General features: G+C 43.9%; 19 protein-coding genes. 18 read left to right on the top strand and 1 reads right to left on the bottom strand.

Features of this window, described 5'->3' with window-relative positions; genetic code table 11:
* Positions 1-65 precede the first annotated feature (65 nt).
* The 14 genes from HUJ21_RS02435 to ftsZ all read left to right on the top strand — a co-directional run bounded on the left by HUJ21_RS02435 (position 66) and on the right by ftsZ (position 16,671).
* Positions 66-1,040 carry a polyprenyl synthetase family protein gene (locus tag HUJ21_RS02435; protein WP_166148032.1) on the top strand — a complete coding sequence of 325 codons (975 nt, stop codon included), beginning with the start codon at positions 66-68 and terminating at the stop codon, positions 1,038-1,040.
* Between the two features lie 325 nt (positions 1,041-1,365).
* Positions 1,366-1,815 (top strand): division/cell wall cluster transcriptional repressor MraZ, encoded by a 450-nt coding sequence (mraZ, locus tag HUJ21_RS02430; RefSeq protein ID WP_166148030.1) that lies wholly within the window; start codon positions 1,366-1,368, stop codon positions 1,813-1,815.
* Positions 1,808-2,713, top strand: coding sequence for a 16S rRNA (cytosine(1402)-N(4))-methyltransferase RsmH (gene rsmH / locus HUJ21_RS02425; RefSeq protein ID WP_291366968.1), 906 nt, complete (start codon positions 1,808-1,810; stop codon positions 2,711-2,713). Before mraZ ends, rsmH begins: the two co-directional genes overlap by 8 nt.
* Before the next feature lie 2 nt (positions 2,714-2,715).
* On the top strand, positions 2,716-3,096 hold the full coding sequence (locus tag HUJ21_RS02420) for an FtsL-like putative cell division protein (protein WP_291366967.1): 381 nt from the start codon (positions 2,716-2,718) through the stop codon (positions 3,094-3,096).
* A complete protein-coding gene (locus tag HUJ21_RS02415; protein ID WP_291366966.1) occupies positions 3,093-5,201 on the top strand; it encodes a penicillin-binding protein in 2,109 nt (702 codons plus the stop codon). The genes HUJ21_RS02420 and HUJ21_RS02415 overlap by 4 nt, the downstream gene beginning before the upstream one ends.
* Positions 5,198-6,664, top strand: a complete 1,467-nt coding sequence (locus HUJ21_RS02410) for a UDP-N-acetylmuramoyl-L-alanyl-D-glutamate--2,6-diaminopimelate ligase (protein WP_291366965.1) — start codon at positions 5,198-5,200, stop codon at positions 6,662-6,664. Before HUJ21_RS02415 ends, HUJ21_RS02410 begins: the two co-directional genes overlap by 4 nt.
* A gap of 1 nt (position 6,665) precedes the next feature.
* Entirely contained in the window at positions 6,666-7,877 is a 1,212-nt protein-coding gene (gene mraY, locus HUJ21_RS02405; protein WP_291366964.1) for a phospho-N-acetylmuramoyl-pentapeptide-transferase, read from the top strand.
* Positions 7,878-9,224: a UDP-N-acetylmuramoyl-L-alanine--D-glutamate ligase gene (murD, locus tag HUJ21_RS02400; protein WP_291366963.1), complete on the top strand. Its 1,347-nt coding sequence runs from the start codon at positions 7,878-7,880 to the stop codon at positions 9,222-9,224.
* Positions 9,224-10,393 (top strand): FtsW/RodA/SpoVE family cell cycle protein, encoded by a 1,170-nt coding sequence (locus HUJ21_RS02395; protein ID WP_291366962.1) that lies wholly within the window; start codon positions 9,224-9,226, stop codon positions 10,391-10,393. The genes murD and HUJ21_RS02395 overlap by 1 nt, the downstream gene beginning before the upstream one ends.
* A 4-nt stretch (positions 10,394-10,397) precedes the next feature.
* Positions 10,398-11,510, top strand: a complete 1,113-nt coding sequence (gene murG, locus HUJ21_RS02390; RefSeq protein WP_291366961.1) for an undecaprenyldiphospho-muramoylpentapeptide beta-N-acetylglucosaminyltransferase — start codon at positions 10,398-10,400, stop codon at positions 11,508-11,510.
* A complete protein-coding gene (gene murC / locus HUJ21_RS02385; protein WP_291366960.1) occupies positions 11,507-12,904 on the top strand; it encodes a UDP-N-acetylmuramate--L-alanine ligase in 1,398 nt (465 codons plus the stop codon). The genes murG and murC overlap by 4 nt, the downstream gene beginning before the upstream one ends.
* Positions 12,894-13,661, top strand: coding sequence for a cell division protein (locus HUJ21_RS02380; protein WP_291366959.1), 768 nt, complete (start codon positions 12,894-12,896; stop codon positions 13,659-13,661). Before murC ends, HUJ21_RS02380 begins: the two co-directional genes overlap by 11 nt.
* A gap of 11 nt (positions 13,662-13,672) precedes the next feature.
* Positions 13,673-14,989, top strand: coding sequence for a cell division protein FtsA (gene ftsA / locus HUJ21_RS02375; RefSeq protein ID WP_291366958.1), 1,317 nt, complete (start codon positions 13,673-13,675; stop codon positions 14,987-14,989).
* A 53-nt stretch (positions 14,990-15,042) separates the two neighbouring features.
* Positions 15,043-16,671, top strand: coding sequence for a cell division protein FtsZ (gene ftsZ / locus HUJ21_RS02370; RefSeq protein WP_291366957.1), 1,629 nt, complete (start codon positions 15,043-15,045; stop codon positions 16,669-16,671).
* Between the two features lie 2 nt (positions 16,672-16,673).
* On the opposite strand, the gene HUJ21_RS02365 is transcribed toward ftsZ, so the two are convergent.
* Positions 16,674-17,198, bottom strand: a complete 525-nt coding sequence (locus HUJ21_RS02365; RefSeq protein ID WP_291366956.1) for an NAD(P)H-dependent oxidoreductase — start codon at positions 17,196-17,198, stop codon at positions 16,674-16,676.
* Between the two features lie 117 nt (positions 17,199-17,315).
* On the opposite strand from HUJ21_RS02365, the gene HUJ21_RS02360 reads away from it, so the two are divergent.
* The 4 genes from HUJ21_RS02360 (at position 17,316) to HUJ21_RS02345 (ending at position 21,258) form a co-directional block, all read left to right on the top strand.
* Positions 17,316-18,152, top strand: a complete 837-nt coding sequence (locus tag HUJ21_RS02360; RefSeq protein WP_291366955.1) for a purine-nucleoside phosphorylase — start codon at positions 17,316-17,318, stop codon at positions 18,150-18,152.
* Positions 18,153-18,261: 109 nt separating this feature from the next.
* Entirely contained in the window at positions 18,262-18,927 is a 666-nt protein-coding gene (locus tag HUJ21_RS02355; protein WP_291366954.1) for an SDR family oxidoreductase, read from the top strand.
* 77 nt (positions 18,928-19,004) lie between these two features.
* Positions 19,005-20,174 (top strand): VCBS repeat-containing protein, encoded by a 1,170-nt coding sequence (locus HUJ21_RS02350; protein WP_291366953.1) that lies wholly within the window; start codon positions 19,005-19,007, stop codon positions 20,172-20,174.
* A 43-nt stretch (positions 20,175-20,217) separates the two neighbouring features.
* On the top strand, positions 20,218-21,258 hold the full coding sequence (locus HUJ21_RS02345; RefSeq protein WP_291366952.1) for a DUF3500 domain-containing protein: 1,041 nt from the start codon (positions 20,218-20,220) through the stop codon (positions 21,256-21,258).
* Positions 21,259-21,304: the final 46 nt, after the last annotated feature.

Here is a 21,304-nt window from a genome sequence, read left to right as displayed (position 1 = left end):
ATAATCAAGAAGGCAGTTTTGTCAATGATGGAATAGATCGTAATATTGCAGCATCCAAAAAATCAATGAAGCAGGATTTACAGCAGATACAAGCACCTATAGCCATAGAAATGGCTGATTTTGAGAAAAAATTCCGCTCTTTTATGCAGAGTAGGGTCAAATTGCTGGACCATATCACAAGCTATATTGTACGGAGAAAAGGCAAGCAAATGCGTCCCATGTTTGTTTTTCTGACATCTGGCCTAAGCGGAAACATAACTGAAGCAACTTACCGGGGTGCTGCCCTGATTGAACTTTTGCATACGGCCACCCTGGTACACGATGATGTAGTGGACGATGCCAATTACCGTAGGGGTTTTTTCTCCATCAATGCCCTTTGGAAAAATAAAATAGCCGTTTTGGTGGGGGATTACCTTTTGTCCAGAGGCCTGCTTTTGAGTGTGGAAAACAATGATTTTGAATTGCTGAAAATAGTTTCCGATGCGGTAAGAGAAATGAGCGAAGGGGAGCTATTGCAGATTTCCAAAGCAAGGAAACTGGATATTACAGAAGAAGTTTATTATACCATCATCCGGCAAAAAACGGCCAGCCTGATTGCTTCCTGTTGTGCAGTAGGTGCAGCCACTGCCGGTGCCAATAAGGAAAATACCGAAAAAATGCGGCTTTTTGGTGAAAAAGTCGGTATGGCATTTCAAATCAAAGATGATCTTTTTGATTACGGAGAGGATGTTGTAGGAAAACCTGTAGGCATAGATATCAAGGAGAAAAAAATGACGCTGCCACTTATTTATGCCCTCAATAAAGCCAGCTGGATAGAAAAGAAAAAAATCATTTACCTCATCCGGAATAAAAGCGAAAACAAAAAAACAGTCAATGAAATTATTGAATTCGTCAAAAATTCAGGAGGACTGGAATATTCTCAAAATATCATGAATAATTTTTACCAGGAAGCACTAAACCTGCTGGCTGATTTTCCGGATTCCACCTATAAATCGTCGCTTTCATCCCTGGTGACCTATACGATAGAAAGAAAAAAATAACCTTCAACAGGTATTTTTTCTTTTGTTTTGAATTTTATGGGAAACCTCCCCACTTTTTATCCTCAAGTTGCTTTCAAGCGCTTTTAATTGTATTTCTACTTCAATTTATTTGTCAAATAGCCTTCCAGACTGGTTTTTACCTGTATTTAAACGCTGATTCATAGCAGCTTGCACCCTCAAAGGCATTATAACTTTATGCTAAAAAAATTGTGTTTGTAGTTTGTTTTGGATACTTTTATAGGAATGTGGTAAAAAGTGGGGCAAAGTGGTAAAAAGTGTTTGGCTATTTACTACTTTTGTAATCATAAATTAAGGTAGTAGCGGTATGGCATCTTTCACCGGTGAGTTTGAATGTAAACTTGATGCTAAGGGCAGGTTGGTATTGCCTTCTAAAATGAAGGCATTATTACCAGAATCCTTAGGTCAGGAAATGATGCTGCGTAAAGGTTTGGAACCCTGTCTGGAATTGATTCCAATGCTAGAGGTCCGAAAGGACCATAGCAAATTGGCCAGCCTGGACGATACCGATGATGAGGTCAGGGCCTTTAAAAGATCTTTCTTTAGAAGAGAGTCTCCGGTAGAACTGGATGCAACAGGTAGGTTTGTCATTCCTAAAAACATGCTCCGCCATGCCCAGTTGGGAAAAGATGCCACTGTCATTGGAATAGGAACCAAGATAGAAATTTGGAACCCGGATCTACATGAAGAATTTTCAGCCAAAGAGGAGGCTACCTACAAAAGTTTGAACAAAAAGTTTTTAGGTAAAAGTGGATAATCCAGCATACCATATCCCCGTCATGCTTGAAGCCTGCATCTCAGGATTGGCCATAGATCCCAATGGAGTCTATGTTGACCTCACTTTTGGTGGAGGTGGTCACTCCCGTGAAATTCTGAAGCATTTGGACAAAGGGCATTTGTATGGATTTGACCAGGATCCGGATGCGGCCAGTAATATACCTGAAAATGAAAACTTCACCTTCATTATGGCCAATTTCAGGGATTTGAAACGGTATCTGAGAATATATGGAGTAACAAAAGTGGATGGGATATTGGCTGATCTTGGGGTATCTTCTCACCAGATAGACAAAGCTGAGCGCGGTTTTTCCACACGGTTTGAAGGAAAGTTAGACATGCGCATGAGTCAATCGGGAGAACTTACGGCAGCATACGTTTTGAATAATTATTCAGAGGAGGAATTACACAGGGTATTCGGGATGTATGGAGAGGTTAGGAATGCAAAAACCCTGGCAAAAGCTATTGTAAGCAGCAGGACCGGCTCACCCTTCGGGAGCATACCTGATTTTAAAAAACTTCTGGACAAATATGCGCCAAAGGGAAAGTATGCCAAATATGCAGCACAAGTCTTTCAGGCCATCCGGATAGAAGTCAATCAGGAAATGGCTGCATTGGAAGAAATGCTGGATCAAAGTATTGATTTGCTGAAAACAGGAGGGCGATTGGTGGTAATGAGTTATCATTCCCTGGAAGACAGAATGGTAAAAAACATGATAGCCAAAGGAAAGCTCCATGGAGAATTGGAAAAAGATTTCTATGGAAATCCGGTACGGCCTTTGGAACCGGTAAGCCGGAAAGCCATAATTGCTGATGCATCAGAAGTGGGTGAGAATAAAAGAGCAAGGAGTGCCAAACTAAGAATTGCAAGAAAAAACTGATTATGGGACGGAATTCTTTTAAGAAACCAATAAGACCTACGGGAAAAGTAAAAAAATCATGGTTCAACCCTTTCACATTCATGGAGCAAAGACTGGATGTGAGTGGACTATTGGGAGAAAATGTGCCAGTAAGGTTGGTACCTCCCTTTTTGTATGCTGCCTTTCTGGCCATGATTTATATCTGGAGTAATCACCAGGCAGAAAATACCATTAGAAAAATCGACCGCATGCAGCAGGAAGTCGAAGACCTGCGTGCAGATGTCACCACGCTGGAAGCAGAATACATGTATGCCAGTAAGCAATCTGAAGTTGCGAAGAAAATTCAACCCTTGGGAATAGGCGAAATTGAAGAACCACCACAAAAAATAGTTTTGGAAAAGTGAATATAAAAAAATCCATATTGCTCCGTGTCAGGGTTTCCTTTTTGGTGGTAACCCTGATCGCTGGTGCTATTTTTTACAGGATTGCCACCATACAATTGGTGGAGGGTGACCGGTGGCGGAAAATGTCGGAAGAAATTAACCTGCAATACCGTCCGGTGAAAGCTACCCGCGGCAATATTTACAGCGGAAACGGAAGTCTTTTAGCCACCAGCTTGCCATTCTACAGGGTAGCCATGGATCCTTATATCAGCTCGGAAAATGTTTTAAAATCCGGTATCGACAGTCTTGCTATCAAACTTTCCGGGTTTTACAGGGACCGCTCTGCTGCTGCCTATAAGCGTATGATACTGGATGCCCGGAATCAGGGAAAAAAATACCTGATTTTAAACAGAAAACAAATCGGCTACCAGGATAAACTGGAAATGATGACCTGGCCTGTCTTCAGAGAAGGCAGAATGGGAGGAGGCGTGATTTTTGAGAAAATCGATAAAAGGTACCGACCATTTAAAAATCTGGCAGGAAGAACAGTGGGCTTTTTAAATGAAGACCAATATGGGGTTGGTCTGGAATACAGTTTCAATGATTTCCTGGAAGGCAGAAATGGGGAGGCTTTGTTTCAGAAAATAGCCGGAGGCAGTTGGAAACCCTTACATGATGCCGAGGACATCAAGCCTACAGATGGTTACGATATTGTCACAACGCTGGATGTCAACATACAGGATGTCGCAGAATCGGCCCTGCTCAGGCAGTTGATGAATAAGGATGCTGCTTATGGCTCCGTGATCGTTATGGAAGTCAGCACCGGACATATCAAAGCCATTGCCAATTTGCAAAAAAACAAAAATGGCTACGGATACGGAGAATATTATAATTATGCTGTAGGTGAACAAGGGCTAACGGAGCCAGGATCGACCTTTAAACTGCTTTCCATGCTTGCCTTGCTGGAAGAGGGAAAAATCAACCTGCAAGACAGCATAGACACGGGAAACGGTACCTATAAGTTCTATGACCGATATATGAGGGATGCCAGAAATGGTGGCTATGGGAAACTCACAGTTAGGGAAGTGTTTGAAAAGTCCTCCAATGTGGGTATTTCAAAAATGGTCCACGAACATTTCGGACATCAGCCCCATCGCTTCATGGAATATATCAAAAAGATTAAATTGGATCAACCATTGGGATTTCAGTTGAAAGGTGAAGGCATTCCCTATTTTAAGGATCCTGAAAAAAATGACTGGTACGGTACCACTCTCCCATGGATGTCAATTGGTTATGAATTGAAGATTACTCCCCTGCAAACCCTGGCTTTTTACAATGCCATTGCCAATGGAGGTGACATGGTAAAGCCTCTAATCGTCAAGGAAATTTCCAGAGGGAATGCCATAGAAAAAAAATACCGGCCGGAAACCATCAAAAGTAACATCGCCTCTGAGAAAACCATTCAACAGCTGCAAAGCCTTTTGAAAGGAGTAGTAGACAGGGGAACTGCAAGGAACATCAAAAATGAGACATACAGTATTGCAGGTAAAACAGGTACTGCCCAAAAGCTGGAAAACGGGAGGTACACACAAAAGTATTTCACTTCTTTTGCAGGCTTTTTCCCTGCAGACAAGCCTAAATACAGTGCCATTATCGTAATCGATAGCCCTAAAGGGTTCAATGCCTATGGCGGTGATATCTCTGCCCCTGTGTTTAGGGAAATCGCGGACAAGATTTATGCCCAGGATATGGATATGCAAGACAGTAAGGCTTCCTCAAAGGAACAGCCCAAAGTCGACCTAGAAACCTTTCCTTACATCCGGGCCGGAAATGTTGAAGAGTTGCGAATGATCTGTAACAGCATGGGCATTTCCAATCATTATGCGGGAGATGAAACCTGGGTCCAATCCACTGTTTCCAACAAATCCATTCATTGGGTAGGCAATGAAGTTGAAGCCCCTTTGGTACCTGATGTAACAGGCATGACACTAAGAGATGCCATTTACATTCTGGAAAATAAAGGATTACGGGTGGAGTTTTCAGGTAAAGGCAGGGTTGCCTCCCAGTCACTTCACAAGGGAAGTTCATTCAGAAAAGATCAAATCATTAAATTAACATTAAGTTGAGCCAAAAGTTAAAAGACATATTGTATAAAGTTTCTCTGGTCTCCACCAAAGGTGATATGGAAATGGATATCAACCAATTGGTCTTTGACAGCAGGAAGGTAACGGAAGGATCAGTTTTCGTGGCCCTTCCAGGGACTCAGGTAAATGGGCATGACTTTATCGAAAAGGCCCTGGATATGGGAGCGGTAGCCGTAGTTTGCGAAAGTATGCCCGAGAACCTGCGGGAAGGCATTACCTATGTTCAAGTACTTAACAGCCCAAAATCTCTGGGACTTATGGCGGCTAACTTTTATGGCAACCCCTCCCGGAAACTCAACCTGGTGGCAGTGACCGGTACCAATGGTAAGACCACCACGGTAACGCTGCTACACCAGCTTTTTTCCGAATTGGGGTATACCTGCGGCTTGATTTCTACGGTGGAAAATAAAATTGACAACAAGACCATACCTGCCAGCCATACTACCCCTGATGCCATAGCCATCAATGAGCTGCTCATCCAAATGCTGAAAGAGGGTTGCACACACTGTTTCATGGAAGCCAGTTCGCACGCCATCGTACAGGAAAGAACAGCCGGATTGCAATTTACGGGTGCATTATTCAGCAATATCAGTCATGACCACCTGGATTACCACGGTAGCTTTGATGCCTATATTGAGGCAAAGAAAAAATTGTTTGACGAATTACCCAGGGAAGCCTTTGCGCTTGTAAATGCCGACGATAAGCGGGGTTTGATCATGGTACAAAACAGTAAAGCCCGAAAATTCACCTTCGGTTTGAAATACCCTGCAGACTTCAAGGCAAAAATTCTAGGTAATTCCCTCCATGGGTTAGAGCTTGATCTGGAAGGAAAACAGGTATGGTTCCGGTTAATCGGGGAATTCAACGCCTATAATCTTTTAGGAGTACTGGGAATTGCCATGCTTTTGGGAGAAGAGGAGGAAGAAGTTTTGCGGCAATTATCCAAGCTTAAAGGAGCTGTAGGAAGGTTTGATCAGGTCGTACATGCCGGCATCACTGCCATTATCGATTATGCCCATACACCCGATGCTCTGGAAAATGTCCTGAAAACCATTCAAAAATTGCGGACAGGAGGAGAAACCCTGATCACCCTGATAGGTTGTGGTGGAAACAGGGACAAAACAAAAAGGCCGGTAATGGCAAAAATTGCCTGCCAGCTCAGCGACAAGGTCCTATTCACTTCCGATAACCCACGGGATGAGGATCCCATGACCATAATTCAGGAAATGGAATCAGGTATCAGCCCTATAGACCAAAAAAAAACACTCACCATAGCAGACAGAAGGGCTGCCATTAAAACAGCATGCAGCATGGCAGAAAAAGGAGACATCATCCTGATTGCAGGAAAAGGTCATGAGACTTACCAGGAAATCAAAGGGGTAAAACACCCATTTGATGATAAAGAAATTGTTAAGGAGTTTTTGAATTTATTACATCAGGAATAAAATGCTCTACCATCTTTTTGATTATATCGACCAAAAATTTGATTTTCCGGGTGCGGGGGTATTCCGGTACATTTCATTCCGTGCAGGAATGGCCGCTTTTTTTTCCCTTTTGATCACCATCACTTTGGGTAAAACCATCATCGACTGGATCAGGAAAAAATCGATTGGGGAATCCGTCAGAGAACTTGGCCTGCAAGGTCAAATGGAGAAAAAAGGAACACCAACCATGGGTGGCTTGATGATCATGGCCGCCATTGTCATTCCTACCCTGCTATTTGCCAATATCTACAACATTTACATCATTTTGCTATTGGTCACCACCCTCTGGCTAGGCGGTATCGGTTTCCTGGATGATTATATCAAGGTATTCAAAAAAAACAAGGAAGGCTTGGCCGGATGGTTCAAAATTGCCGGACAGGTCAGCATAGGGATCATCGTTGGGGTCACCTTGTATTTTCACCAAGACGTGGTGGTGCGGGAATTTCAGGACACGGTTTCCATAGCAGAAGGCGTAGTAGACACCCCTGCCTTTCAGGATGTCAAATCCATGAAAACCACCATTCCTTTTCTTAAAAACAATGAGCTCAACTATGATGTCGTTTTTGGGTTTCTGGGAGAAAATTTCACCCCGTTTTTTTACATCATCCTGGTCATATTTGTGGTTACGGCAGTCTCCAATGGTGCCAATATCACCGATGGAATAGATGGACTGGCAGCAGGCACTTCGGCCATAATTGGACTTACCATAGCCATTTATGCCTATATCAGTGGCAATGCCATATTTTCCCAATACCTGAATGTCATGTTTATCCCAAATTCCGGAGAGCTGGTGATATTCTGCTCAGCATTCGTGGGAGCCTGTGTGGGTTTTCTTTGGTACAATTCCTATCCGGCCCAGGTTTTTATGGGAGACACGGGAAGTCTCATGATAGGAGGAGTGATCGCAGTACTCTCCCTGGTATTGAGAAAGGAGCTTTTGCTACCTATCTTATGTGGCATTTTTCTGATTGAATTGCTCTCTGTGATCATTCAGGTGAGCTATTTTAAATATACCAAAAAGAAATTTGGGGAAGGCCGTAGGATTTTCCTGATGTCTCCCCTGCACCACCATTACCAGAAAAAAAATATTCCTGAAGCCAAAATAACGGTAAGGTTCTGGATTTTGGGAATTTTGTTTGCCATCATGGCATTGGCAACACTAAAACTAAGGTAAATGCAAAAAACAGCTATCATAGGATCTGGAGAAAGCGGTTTTGGCGCAGCTTTACTGGCCCATAAAAACGGGCACGAGGTTTTTGTGTCCGATGGCGGAAAAATAAGCGCCGAAAAGAAAAAAACATATCTGGAAAAGGGGATTGCATTTGAAGAAGAGCAACATTCTCTTGAAAAATTAATGGATGCGGATACCCTGATAAAAAGCCCGGGAATCCCTTTTTCAAACCCCTTGATAGAAAAATTACTTTCATCAGGGAAACGGGTAATAGATGAATTGGAATTTGCCTACGGTTTTTCCCGAGGAAAAGTCATCGCCATCACCGGTACCAATGGCAAAACCACCACGACATTACTCACGCACCACCTGATGCGGGCAGCCGGAATGGATGCAGGCATCGGAGGGAACGTAGGACAGAGCTGGGCATTACAGCTCTCCCATGAAGATCACGATTGGTGGGTATTGGAAGTGAGTAGTTTTCAGATCGAAGGATTTGAGAATTTCAGGCCAAAAATCGCCGTTTTGCTTAACATCACCCCGGACCATTTGGACCGGTACAATTATGACTTGTCTCTGTATGCGGCGACCAAAGTAAAGCTGACGGCAAAAATGGCAGGGGGCGATCAATTCATCTTCCATGAAGCAGATAAAAATATATCCGCAGCCATCCGGAAAATGCAGGGAAGCCCGGAGCTTTTCCCCTTTGATATGGAATGTGGTCCTGATACCAAATCCTACCTACGGGAAAATGAGTTGGTGGTGCAAACCCATGAAGGCAGCTGCTCCTGGCCCCTTGAAAAAATGGCCCTTAAAGGACGGCATAACCAACTCAACACCATGGCTGCACTGCTGGCAGCCAGGCTGGCTGGAGCCGATCCCGGGAGCCTGGGGGAAGGCCTGAAAAGTTTTGTAAATGCAGCGCATAGAATGGAATCTGTGGCCACTATCGGGGGAGTCCTTTTTGTAAATGACAGCAAAGGTACCAATGTAGATGCCACGGCCTTTGCGCTGGAAGCATTTGAAGCCCCGCTTATATGGATTGCCGGAGGGGTGGATAAGGGCAATGATTATGGACTATTGGAAGACAAAATAACCAATCATGTACAGGTATTGATCTGCCTGGGCAAAAACAACGAAAAGCTTAAAAAGGCCTTTTCGGGAAAAATCCCGGAAATCCTTGAAACCCAGAACATGGCCCAGGCCATTCAATGGGCTCTGGAGAAAGGAAGGGCAGGAGACGTAGTATTACTATCACCGGCATGTGCCAGTTTTGATCTTTTCAAAAATTATGAAGATCGGGGCAATCAATTCAAGGCCGGGGTTTTAAAATTGAAACAAGAGCAATAATGGTGAAAATAAAAGTTTGGCTGGAAGAGAACCTGAAAGGCGACCCGATCATTTGGGCCATTGTACTGCTATTGTCCCTGATCAGTATTTTGGCGGTATACTCAGCCACTGGATCACTGGCCTATAGAAAAATGGGAGGCAACACCGAAATTTACCTGTTCAAGCACAGTGCGCTGATTATCACCAGCCTGGTGGTCATGTGGGCGATTCACAACATCCCCTATAAATATTTCTCCAAATTGAGTCTGTTTGCCTTATGGGTAAGTGTGCCCCTGCTTTTGGTCACTTATATGTTCGGGTCCAAGATCAATGAGGCAAGCCGATGGATAACCATACCTATTATTGATCAGGCATTTCAACCATCAGATTTGGCAAAACTGGCACTTATAGCCGCGGTGGCAGGAATGCTGGCTAAAAGGCAGCGGCAGATTACAAATATCAAAATCACATTTATTCCCCTGATTATCTGGATTGGTATCATTTGCCTTTTGATTGCCATCGCCAACATGTCCACTGCGGTCATGCTATTGGCTACCTGCCTGCTGCTGATGTTTATAGGCAGGGTACCGGTTAAATACCTCCTGGTGGTATGCATGGTAGGAGCCATGGTATTAAGCACGGCCATCTTCATGGGGCAAAGAGGCGGAGTATTCTTTTCAAGGATAGAAAAATTCATGGATAAGGAACCCAGCGAGATTCCTTTTCAGGCAAAGCATTCCTACATCGCCATTGCCACAGGTGGGATCACAGGAAAGGGACCAGGAAAAAGTGAACAAAGAAATATCCTACCCCATCCCTATTCGGATTTTATTTATGCCATTATTATTGAAGAATATGGCATGGTTGGTGGAGGGTTAGTACTGTTTCTGTACCTGGCCTTGCTTTACAGGGGCATGCGGGTAGTAGCCATTTCCACCCGACCATTTGGAGGGCTGTTGTCTGCGGGCCTCAGTTTTTCCCTGGTCATTCAAGCCATGATCAATATGGGTGTGGCGGTAGGTTTGGTACCGATTACCGGATTGCCTCTACCCATGGTCAGTATGGGAGGGACTTCCCTGATATTTACCGGGATATCATTGGGTATCATATTAAGTATTAGCAGAGGAGATCATGAAGATGCATTTCTGGCTGAAGAAAAAATGACAAAAAATATGGTAAAAGTAGTTTGATCAATTGAAAGGGAACAAAGAAACATATCGAATCATCATTAGTGGAGGCGGAACCGGAGGACATATCTACCCCGCCATCGCCATTGCCAAAGCCTGGAATGAAAAATATCCGGAGAGTGAGGTGCTGTTTGTGGGTGCGGAAGGAAAAATGGAGATGCAAAAAGTGCCAGAAGCGGGATATAGGATCGAGGGACTCAGGATAGCCGGGCTTCAAAGAAGACTGACCCTGGATAATTTATGGTTTCCTTTTAAAGTCCTTGATAGCCTTCAAAAGGCGAGTAAACTGATTAAAAACTTTAAACCACACCTTGTAGTAGGAGTAGGCGGATATGCCAGTGGACCTGTACTCTTTGCGGCCCAAAGAAAAAAAATCCCCACCCTTATTCAGGAACAAAACAGCTATGCAGGACTGACCAATAAAGTCCTGGCCAAAAGAGCAGATGCCATCTGTGTGGCCTATCCGGACATGGACCGCTATTTCCCTGCCCAAAAGATCCGGTATACGGGTAATCCTGTAAGAAAAGACATCCTGGATCTCAGGGATAAAAAAGAAAAGGCGATAAATCATTTTGGATTGCAGCCGGCTAAACCGGTTATTCTTTCCATAGGCGGAAGCCTGGGCGCCAGAACCCTCAACCATGCCTTACTGGGCAGTATGGCGAAATTTGAAAAAAATGGTTACCAGGTGCTCTGGCAGACCGGCAAATTTTATCATGAAGAAGTGAGCAAAAAAATAGCTGAATCCGGTTTAAAAAATATTCATCCTATGGAATTTATCCGGGATATGGATCTGGCCTATGCGGCGGCAGACCTGGTTATTTCCAGATCCGGAGCCCTTTCCGTATCCGAATTGAGCCTGGTAGGTAAACCGGTCATTTTCATTCCTTCCCCAAATGTGGCAGAAGATCACCAAACAAAAAATGCCATGGCATTCGTATCCCAACATGCTGCTTTATTGCTTAAGGACAGTGAGGCCGTAGCCGATCTTGCACCTACAGTTATTGGCTTGCTCCAGGATCCTGATAAACAGCAAAAATTATCCAATGCTATAAAATTACTGGCAAAGCCTGATGCTGCAAAAGAAATCGTAAACGTAATGGAAAACATGTTGCAATGAACTTGAAAAACCTACATAGCGTCTATTTTCTCGGAATTGGCGGCATCGGTATGAGTGCAATTGCCCGTTGGTTCAATCACCTGGGCACTCCCGTTTACGGCTACGACAAAACCCCTTCCCCACTGACAGCAGCCCTGGAAAAAGAGGGGATGCAAATCAGTTATACGGATGATAGCAGTCAAATTCCTGCATCCTTTAAAGATCAGGGAAAAAATAAATTGGTGGTGTGGACTCCTGCAGTCCCTGAAAGCAGTCAGCTTTATACTTATTTCAAGGATAATGGTTTTTTAATCAGGAAAAGATCGGCGGTATTGGGAATGATAACCAAAGACATGGAATCAGTGGCTGTAGCCGGGACCCATGGCAAAACCACCACATCATCCATGATAGCTCACCTGCTGAAGCATTCCGGTCACAACACAGCAGCTTTTTTGGGTGGTCTTACCCAAAATTACCAAAACAACCTCATCCTCCACGATGAAGGAAGTACAGAAGCACCGGTTGTAGTGGTAGAAGCAGATGAATTTGACCGTTCTTTTCTGCAGCTGCACCCCAATGTAAGTATTGTGACCAGCATAGACCCGGATCATTTGGATATTTATGGAGATGCCGAAAAGATGCTTGAAGGGTTCATTTCCTTCATCCGGCTGTGCAACCCAAAAGGACAACTCTTTATTCATCAAAAAGCCTTCGAAAAAATTAAAGACCAGGATCTGGGCACAGCGTCGATCCATCAATACGGGCTGACTTCAGGTGCTGTCCATGCGGCAAACATCAAAACCGGGACTGTTTCTTTCACTTTCGATTTTGTTTCGGAGAATGAGCGGATTGAGGGATTAGAACTAAGAGTACCTGGATTTCACAACATAGAAAATGCCCTGGCAGCCATTGCGGTAGGCCTTTATTATGGTTTATCAGAAAAAGCGATAAGAGCAGGAATTGAGACCTATAAGGGGGTAAAAAGAAGGTTTGAGTGCATTCATACCAGTGATAAAATCACTTACATCGATGACTACGCCCATCACCCGGAGGAAATCAGGGCCTTTCTGGAATCTGTAAAGGCCATGTATCCCGGCAAACGGCTGACCGCCATCTTTCAACCCCACCTCTTTACCAGGACGAGAGATTTTGCTGTAGGCTTTTCTGAAAGCCTCTCACTGGCAGATGAGGTTATATTGCTTGATATCTATCCGGCGAGGGAACAACCCATACCGGGAGTTACTTCATCCATGCTGCTTCAGGGGATAAGCAGCCCCTCAAAACAGGTCCTGGACAAAGAAACCCTGCTAAGCTACCTCACACAACATCCGCCTGAAGTTTTGGTCACCATTGGAGCCGGTGATATTGATCGCCTGGTTATACCTATCAATAAATGGATAAAAGATGGAGAATAGTAAGCCTTGGAAATATAAAAAGCCTGTGCTCATCCTACTTGTAGGACTGGTCTTGTTTGCTTTTATCGCCTTTACCGAGCATAAATCGGAATCCCGGCAAATTGCCGGACTGGAAGTATATGTAGAAGGGGTTAGTGATGTTTATTTTGTGGAAGAAAAGGAACTGGCAAGCCTGCTAAGAAATGCCTTTCCTGAATTGGATAAACTGTCCAATATCAGTGAAGTATCCATTAACAAAATGGAGAAAAAAGTGGAGGCCCATCCCCTGGTCAAAAAAGCCGAAGTATATCAGGACCTGAAAGGTACCATTAGGGTAAAAGTGAGGCAGCATATTCCTATGGCAAGGATAGTCCGGCCCGGGGCGGCTGATGGATACATCAGTACCACAGGTAAAATCCTTCCTACCTCCCCCAATTACACCTCCAGGGTGCTTATACTGGAAGGCAGCCGCGCCCCGGCCTTGTTGCAGGAAACAGATTTGACAAATAATGAAGCCCAGCTGTTGGAATTGATTCATTTCATTTATCAAGATCCCTTTTGGACAGCACAAATCAGTTCGGTTGAATTATTGAGGAATGGGGAAGTGAACCTGTACCAACAGGTGGGCAGGCAGGTGATCGAATTCGGTAAACCTGAAAACATCCCCTTGAAATTTAGAAAAATCAAGACCTTTTATAAGAAAATTTTACCTGAAAAGGGATGGAATACTTATGAAAGGGTAAATGTAAAATATAAGGATCAAATCATTTGTGAATAATTGTTAGCGCTATGGAAAACGAAAAACTCATTGTAGGACTGGATATAGGTACAACGAAAATCTGTGCGATTATCGGCCGTAAAAATGAATACGGTAAATTGGAAGTATTGGGAATGGGCAAAGCGGTTTCTGACGGGGTGATCAGAGGCATTGTCACCAATATAGACAAGACAGTCAATGCCATTACCAAAGCGGTAAACGAGGCATCTGAAATGTCCAATGTTGACATTGGAGAGGTAATCGTAGGGATTGCCGGTCAACACATCAGGAGCGCCATTCACCATGGAGTCATCATCCGAAACCCTAAGGATGATGAGATCACCGTAGAGGATGTAAGGCGACTGGCCAATGACATGGAAAACATCGTGGTCCCTCCGGGCAATAGCATCATTCATGTAATGCCCCAGGATTACACCGTAGACTATGAAGAGGGTGTCCGGGATCCTGTAGGAATGTCCGGAGCAAGGCTTGAAGCTGATTTCCATATCATAACCGCCCAATCTGCTGCTATCAATAACATTGACCGCTGCGTCAAGCGAGCCAATCTTCAGTCCAAGGCCTTGATCCTGGAACCACTTGCCAGCTCCCTTTCCGTACTAAGTGACCTGGATAAGGAAGCCGGTGTCTGCCTGGTAGATATCGGCGGGGGCACCACCGATGTGGCCATATTTTATGAAAACATCATTCGCCATACGGCAGTCATTCCATTTGGTGGCAACATCATTACTGCTGATATCAAGGAAGGATGTATGGTTATGCAACACCAGGCCGAATTGTTGAAAACCAAGTTTGGTAAGGCCATTTCCGAAGAAGCCAATCCCAATGAGATTGTTTCCATTCCGGGATTGCGCAACAGGCCTCCCAAGGAAATTTCCGTCAAAAACCTCGCCTCCATCATTGAGGCAAGAATGGAAGAGATCATCGAGATGGTTCAATCTGAAATTGCTGCCAGTGGCGTGTACAAAAAACTGGCTGGCGGTATCGTTTTGACCGGAGGAGGATCTCTGCTACATGGTATAGGACCACTATTCGAATACATGACCGGTTTGGACACGAGAATCGGATATCCCAATGAACACCTGGGAAAATCCAAGATCGAAGAAGTGAAAAGCCCTATGTTTGCCACTACTGTTGGACTGGTTTTGGCAGGTTTCAAGGCACTTGATGACAGGGAAGATACCTACAGGTTAAAAGAAACCCTGAGCAATCCGGGATTGAAAAAAGGGTATAAATCGGAACAAATGGGTCGGGATATTTTCGGTTCCATTACCAAAAAACTCAAAAACTTCATTACCGATGATATAGGTGATGACCAACAACAATACTGAAACCCAAAAGCTAAAAATATTTAACAACTGATTGAGGAAAAATGTCAAGCGTCATGAGAGATTATAAATTTGATATTCAAAAAAATCACCGATCGATCATCAAGGTCATTGGTGTCGGAGGAGGTGGCTCCAATGCCGTAAACCACATGTTTAACCAGGGAATCAAGGATGTGGAATTTGTGGTAGTCAATACCGATTCGCAAGCCCTGAAAAGCAGCCCTGTCCCGTTAAAATTACAAATTGGCGCCCACCTGACCGAGGGCCTGGGAGCCGGTGCCAATCCGGAGAAAGGCAAAAACGCAGCCTTGGAAAGCAAAGAAGAAATCAGAAAATTATTGGAGGACAATACCAAAATGGTATTCATTACAGCTGGTATGGGAGGAGGCACGGGAACAGGTGCAGCTCCTGTTATTGCCAAAATAGCCAAGGATATGGACATCCTTACTGTAGGCATTGTGACAGCACCATTTATATTTGAAGGCCGGAAAAAAACCTTATCTGCCCAGATTGGTATAGAATCACTCCGGGAAAACTGTGATACGGTCCTAGTGATTTTAAATGACAAGTTAAGGGTAATGTATGGCAACCTTCCAATCCGCCAGGCATTCGGGAAAGCAGACAATATTCTGAGTACTGCCGCCAAATCCATCGCTGAAATCATCACAGAAACACAGGAAGTCAATGTGGATTTTGAAGATGTCAAAACAGTAATGAAAGATGCCGGTGCCGCAGTAATGGGATCGGCAACGGAAGAAGGGGAAGGCAGGGCCCTCAAAGCTGCCGAAAGAGCCATTTCCTCTCCCCTGCTCAACAACGTAGACATCAAGGGAGCAGAAAAAATCCTGCTGTCCATCATGTCGGGAGAAGATGAAGAGCTTTCTATGGACGAACTGGTAGAAATAACAGAATTTATCCAGAACAAAGCCGGAGATATGGCCGATGTGATTTTCGGTCAGGGCATTGACCCGGACCTGAAAAAATCCATCCGGGTGACTGTCATCGCAACTGGTTTTCAGACAGATTCTCTGGCAGATAAAACCTTTTCCCAGGATAAGAAAAAAGACGAAGAACAAACCCGGAAAGTCATCCACCTTGAATCCGGCAAAACATCAAAAGTTGAAGAAGACGTTACCCGTTCGGGACAAACCGTAACCTTTTCTGTACAACAACCTCCCCAGGCTCCGGATGAATCCGAAACCACAAATAAGGAGGAAGAAAAACCTACAGCGAAAGAAAGCCCGGACTCAGAAAAACCTGCCGAGAAAGAAAAAAGAGAGGAGCGGACGGAAGCGGATGATGATTTTGAATACGTGGCTCCAAAACCAACTCCTGAACCCAAGAAGGTATTGACCCTTTTTGACAAACCGGATCATGAAGCCTACGAAAATCAGGAGAAAAAACAGGAAGAGACAAACGTTTACCAAAACGATTATTTCGAGCAGATCAAAGAAAAAGCCATGAAAAGGGCACATGATCGATTTGAAAAACTTCGGCAAATGAGATCGGTCAACCAAACCCCTGAAGAATTTAAAGAAAAACTGGAAATTCCTGCCTATCAAAGAAAAAACATCAAACTTCACCAGGTCCAACACAGTTCCGAAAGAAGCTTGTCAAAATTCAACCTAAACGACGATAACGAGATCATCAGCAACAACAGGTTTCTCCATGACAATGTGGATTGACCTTAAAAATCAATCAATGATTTGGCCTGTTCATGCAATAAGCTAAGGTATAACTTATTGGTGAGCAGGCCATCTGACATGTTTTCCTCAATTTTGGCCAGTTTGATTTTATTGGCCAGTACATGCATTCCCAGGTAGTTAAAAATATCGGTCAGGTGGCTCAGCGCAATGCCACCTCCACCGATGCCTGAGGAAATCCCCACCAGGGCACATTTTTTGGACCTGAAGCTGTTGGGATAAGTCATCCCATCAATAAATGATTTCAATATACCCGGAAATGATCCATTGTATTCCGGTACGATAAACACAAACTTTGCACCTTCCTTTACCCGATTGTGAATGGCATTATAGGCTTTGTTTTTACCATTATTTTCATAAAGCGCAGTAAAAACAAAGTCATCCGGGAGTTCGGTCAAATTAATTACTTCACTCTCCACCCCATTGTGCGCCAATATTTCCCGGTAAAGTTCTGCCACACTGGCTGAAACAGCCTGCTTTCTATTTGTGCTTACTATAATTTTTATCATAGACTTTTGATTTTAATTACATAAATACAATCATGCCCCCCATAAAGTTTCTTATTTGCTATATTTGAAACCTGGCGTTTCACCTTTACGGGACTTAAGTTTCCAGGCAAACCGATCATGCGAAAAGAACCTGAAATAGCATATACAGAAAAAATAGACCATGCAGTCCTTCACCTGCAAAAGCTGTTGAAAACAAAACCTGAAACCGGTATAATTCTTGGGACCGGACTTGGAAGTCTGATCAATGACATAGACGTAAAACTGGAAATCCCTTACGGGGAAATTCCCTACTTCCCTATTTCCACAGTTGAATCCCACCATGGAAAACTAATTCTTGGAAATCTTGGAGGTAAAAATATCCTGGCCATGAAAGGCCGCTTTCATTATTATGAAGGCTACTCCATGAAAGAAGTTACTTTCCCCATTCGGGTCATGAAAAAATTGGGCATCAGGCAACTACTCATTTCCAATGCTTCAGGTGGCCTAAATGCAAAACATAAAATAGGGGATGTAATGGTCATCAATGACCACATTGACTTGTTTCCTGAAAATCCGCTCCGGGGAGCCAATGTAGCTGGTTTCGGAGACAGGTTTCCGGATATGAGCCAGGCATATTGCCCTGAATTTATCCTGTGGTCACTAGAAATTGCAAAAGAAAAGGGAATAGCCTTGCATCAGGGAGTATACGCCGGGGTACAGGGCCCTAACCTGGAAACCCCGGCTGAATACAAATACCTGAGCAGCATTGGGGCGGATGCGGTAGGCATGAGTACCGTACCAGAAGTGATCGTAGCTGTTCATTCTGACATGAAAGTGTTTGCCATCACGGCTATTACTGATCTGGGAACACCGGGTAATATAAAAAAAATCAGTCTTCAGGATGTCCTGAAGGCAGCAGCACATGCAGAGCCTTCCATGAGAAAAATCATGCTAGGTTTGTTGCATAGACTGTAATCTACTTTCGTATCCGGGCTTGGAAAAATCAATTTTAAGGTTTTTTAATAATTTTTTTTGTTGACTGGAACAATTTTTGGGTGAATCTGAGAAACAGATTTAAATTATTATGGAAAAAATATTGATTATTGGTGCAAATGGCAAAACTGGTCGGTTACTGGTTGAGCAATTATCTTCCCATCCCGAGTATACTCCTATTGCCATGATTCGGGAAAAATCTCAGCAATCGTTTTTTGAGAAAAAGGGTATAAAAACCGTTACAGGAGATTTGGAAAAGGATTTTAGCCAGGCATTTACAGGTATTGACAAGGTGATATTTGCCGCCGGATCAGGCTCCAAAACCGGGAAAGACAAAACCAAATTGGTGGATGAGTTGGGTGCGATTAAAAGCATAGATCTTGCTCTTAAAAACCAGGTAAAAAAATTCGTCATACTGAGTTCCAGAGGGGCAGAAAACGCCGAAAAGGCAGATGAACCTATGCAGCATTACCTAATGGCCAAAAAAAAGGCTGACGAGTATTTAAAAGCATCAGGCCTGCCATATGCTATTGTCAGACCGGGTAAATTAACAGACGGACCATATACCGGAAAAATAAAAGTGGCAGCTGTATTGAATTCAAAAGGAGAAATATCGAGGGCCGATGTAGCTGCTGTTTTGATCCACATGCTGGACACATCCTTAGAGGGATCACAAGCTTTTGAAATACTGGGGGGAAAAGTGGAGGTATCTGAAGCCATACATTTATTTCTGAAATCAGGTCAATCGGTGGTTTAATCCTTTTAGCAGCAGCTGATTAGGCATGTATCATTTTTTTGATTAAATTTAGAGATAGCAAAAACCAATCAAAACCCATGATATACCTGCCTTTCATTTTAGTAGCATCAGTACTGTTCAGCCAGGATCCCAACCCTATCTTTGAGGAGCAAACCCTGGATAATCAAATTGAAATTGGCTATGGCCTTGCGATTGGCGATGTTGATGGAGACGGCAAACCGGATATTTTACTGGCCGACAAGAAGGAGTTTGTTTGGTATAGAAATGGGGACTGGAAAAGGTTTGTTATGGTAGAAAACCTCACTCCTAATGATAATGTATGCATTGCTGCCCGGGATATCAATGGAGATGGAAAAGTGGAGGTGGCTGTGGGTGCCCAATGGAATCCCGGGGAAACCTCAGATGAAAGTCTTTCCGGATCGGTACATTACCTGATAAGGCCCACGGATCCGACCCAAAAATGGGAACCTGTGAAACTTCACCATGAGCCGACGGTACATCGCATGCGCTGGATAAAAGCGGATAAAGGCCTGTTTCATTTGGTCATGCTTCCCTTGCATGGCAGGGGAAATTCGGGAGGAGAAGGAGCAGGTGTAAAGGTAATCGGCTATGAAATGCAGGACGAAAAAGGCCTTGACTGGAAGCATTGGGTCATCGATCAGTCCATGCACATTACCCATAATCTGGAAATCTCTCCCAATGAGAAAGAGGGGGAATCACTTTATATAGGAGGCAAGGAAGGTGTCAAAGCCTTTCATTATGCCAATAATGAATGGCAGGCCCACCCAAATGGTACCTGGTTGGTAGATGATTATGGCTTTGGAGAAATCCGCATTGGCAAAAATGCATCCGGACATCACTTCCTCACCGGGGTTGAGCCTTTCCATGGCCCTACCCTATCGGTTTATCTTCCAGATGATGACCAATTTACCAGAGATAACCTGATGCGGAAAGAACTTACTTCCGCCATGAATCAGGGACATGGATTGGCTACAGGCGATTTACTTGACCAGGGAGAAGATCAGATTATCATTGGATGGAGAGAACCAAACGATTCAGGAGATTTAGGCATCAAACTTTTTTATACAGGTCCGGACCATTCCTGGAAAGCACATTGGGTAGATAAAAACGGAATGGCTTGCGAAGACCTCAAAGTGGCGGATTTGAATGGTGATGGCAAACCTGAAATCATTGCATCGGGAAGAGCTACCAAAAATCTTAAAATTTATTGGAACAAAAGCAATTGATCGATATGCTATACCTTAAAATTCACCAAATAATCCCAGTCTCATGATTCGTCTTCTCAAGTGCTCTCTTGTGCTGCTTTTGACCCTATGGGCCATGTCGCCTGGTTACGGGCAGCATTTAGCTCCTTTGGCAATGGACTTTATCCAAAGCCTGGACCAGAAACTTAAAAATCAGGCCTGTTTCCCTTTTGATCACAAAGAAAGGTTTAACTGGCATTTTGTGCCCAGAGAAAGAAAAGGCCCCACCTTTCACGACTTCAATGAACAACAAAAAGCAGCTGCCCTTACCCTGATGCGCGCTTCGCTGGGAGAAGCAGGAAAAACAAGGGCAGAAGCCATATTTGAACTTGAAAACGTATTGAGGGAAGTAGAAAACCGGCCTTCAGATGACAGTTACCGGGATCCTTTAAACTATCATTTTAGCATTTTTGGTTCACCGGATAAATCCAATAATTGGGGATGGCGACTGGAGGGTCACCACCTATCGCTCAATTTCTCTTCATCCAATGGCACCCTGGTCTCCACCACACCTTCCTTTATGGGGGCTAATCCGGGCATTGTACTTTCAGGGCCCCAGATGGACAGGCAGGTTTTGGCAGAGGAGACCAATCAGGGTTTTGCCTTGCTTGCATCCCTTACTGAATCCCAAAAAAAAATCGCTAAATTCAGCAACGAAGCACCCTTTGACATTATCACCTCCAATGAACGCAAGGCATCGGCACTGGAGCCAAAAGGGCTTTCTTTCAATTCCCTGAATACAGAACAGCAAACCTTGTTTAAAAACCTGGTACAGGTTTATCTTTCCCGAAATACCGCTGAATACCTGCAAAAGCTCATGGACAGAATCAACAGCCTTGGTTGGGATTCTTTCTCATTTGCCTGGGCAGGTAGTGAAATAAACCAGGTTGGGGAACCGCATTATTACAGGTTACAAGGTGCTGACCTCATCATTGAATATGACAATATTCAAAACAATGCCAATCATGTCCATACTGTCATTCGGGATTTGCAAAACGATTTTGGCGGAGATCTTTTGCAGGCTCATTACCAACTGGACCATGCCGCTTCGAGCATTTCAGACTAAAGAACTTATCATTTGTTGCTCATCTTAAAAATTTCGGTTTAAATGC

The sequence above is a fragment of the Cyclobacterium sp. genome (assembly GCF_014762705.1).
Lineage (GTDB): Bacteria > Bacteroidota > Bacteroidia > Cytophagales > Cyclobacteriaceae > Cyclobacterium.
Note: the sequence above shows the minus strand (reverse complement) of the source record. Positions and strands in the feature narration are given on the sequence as shown.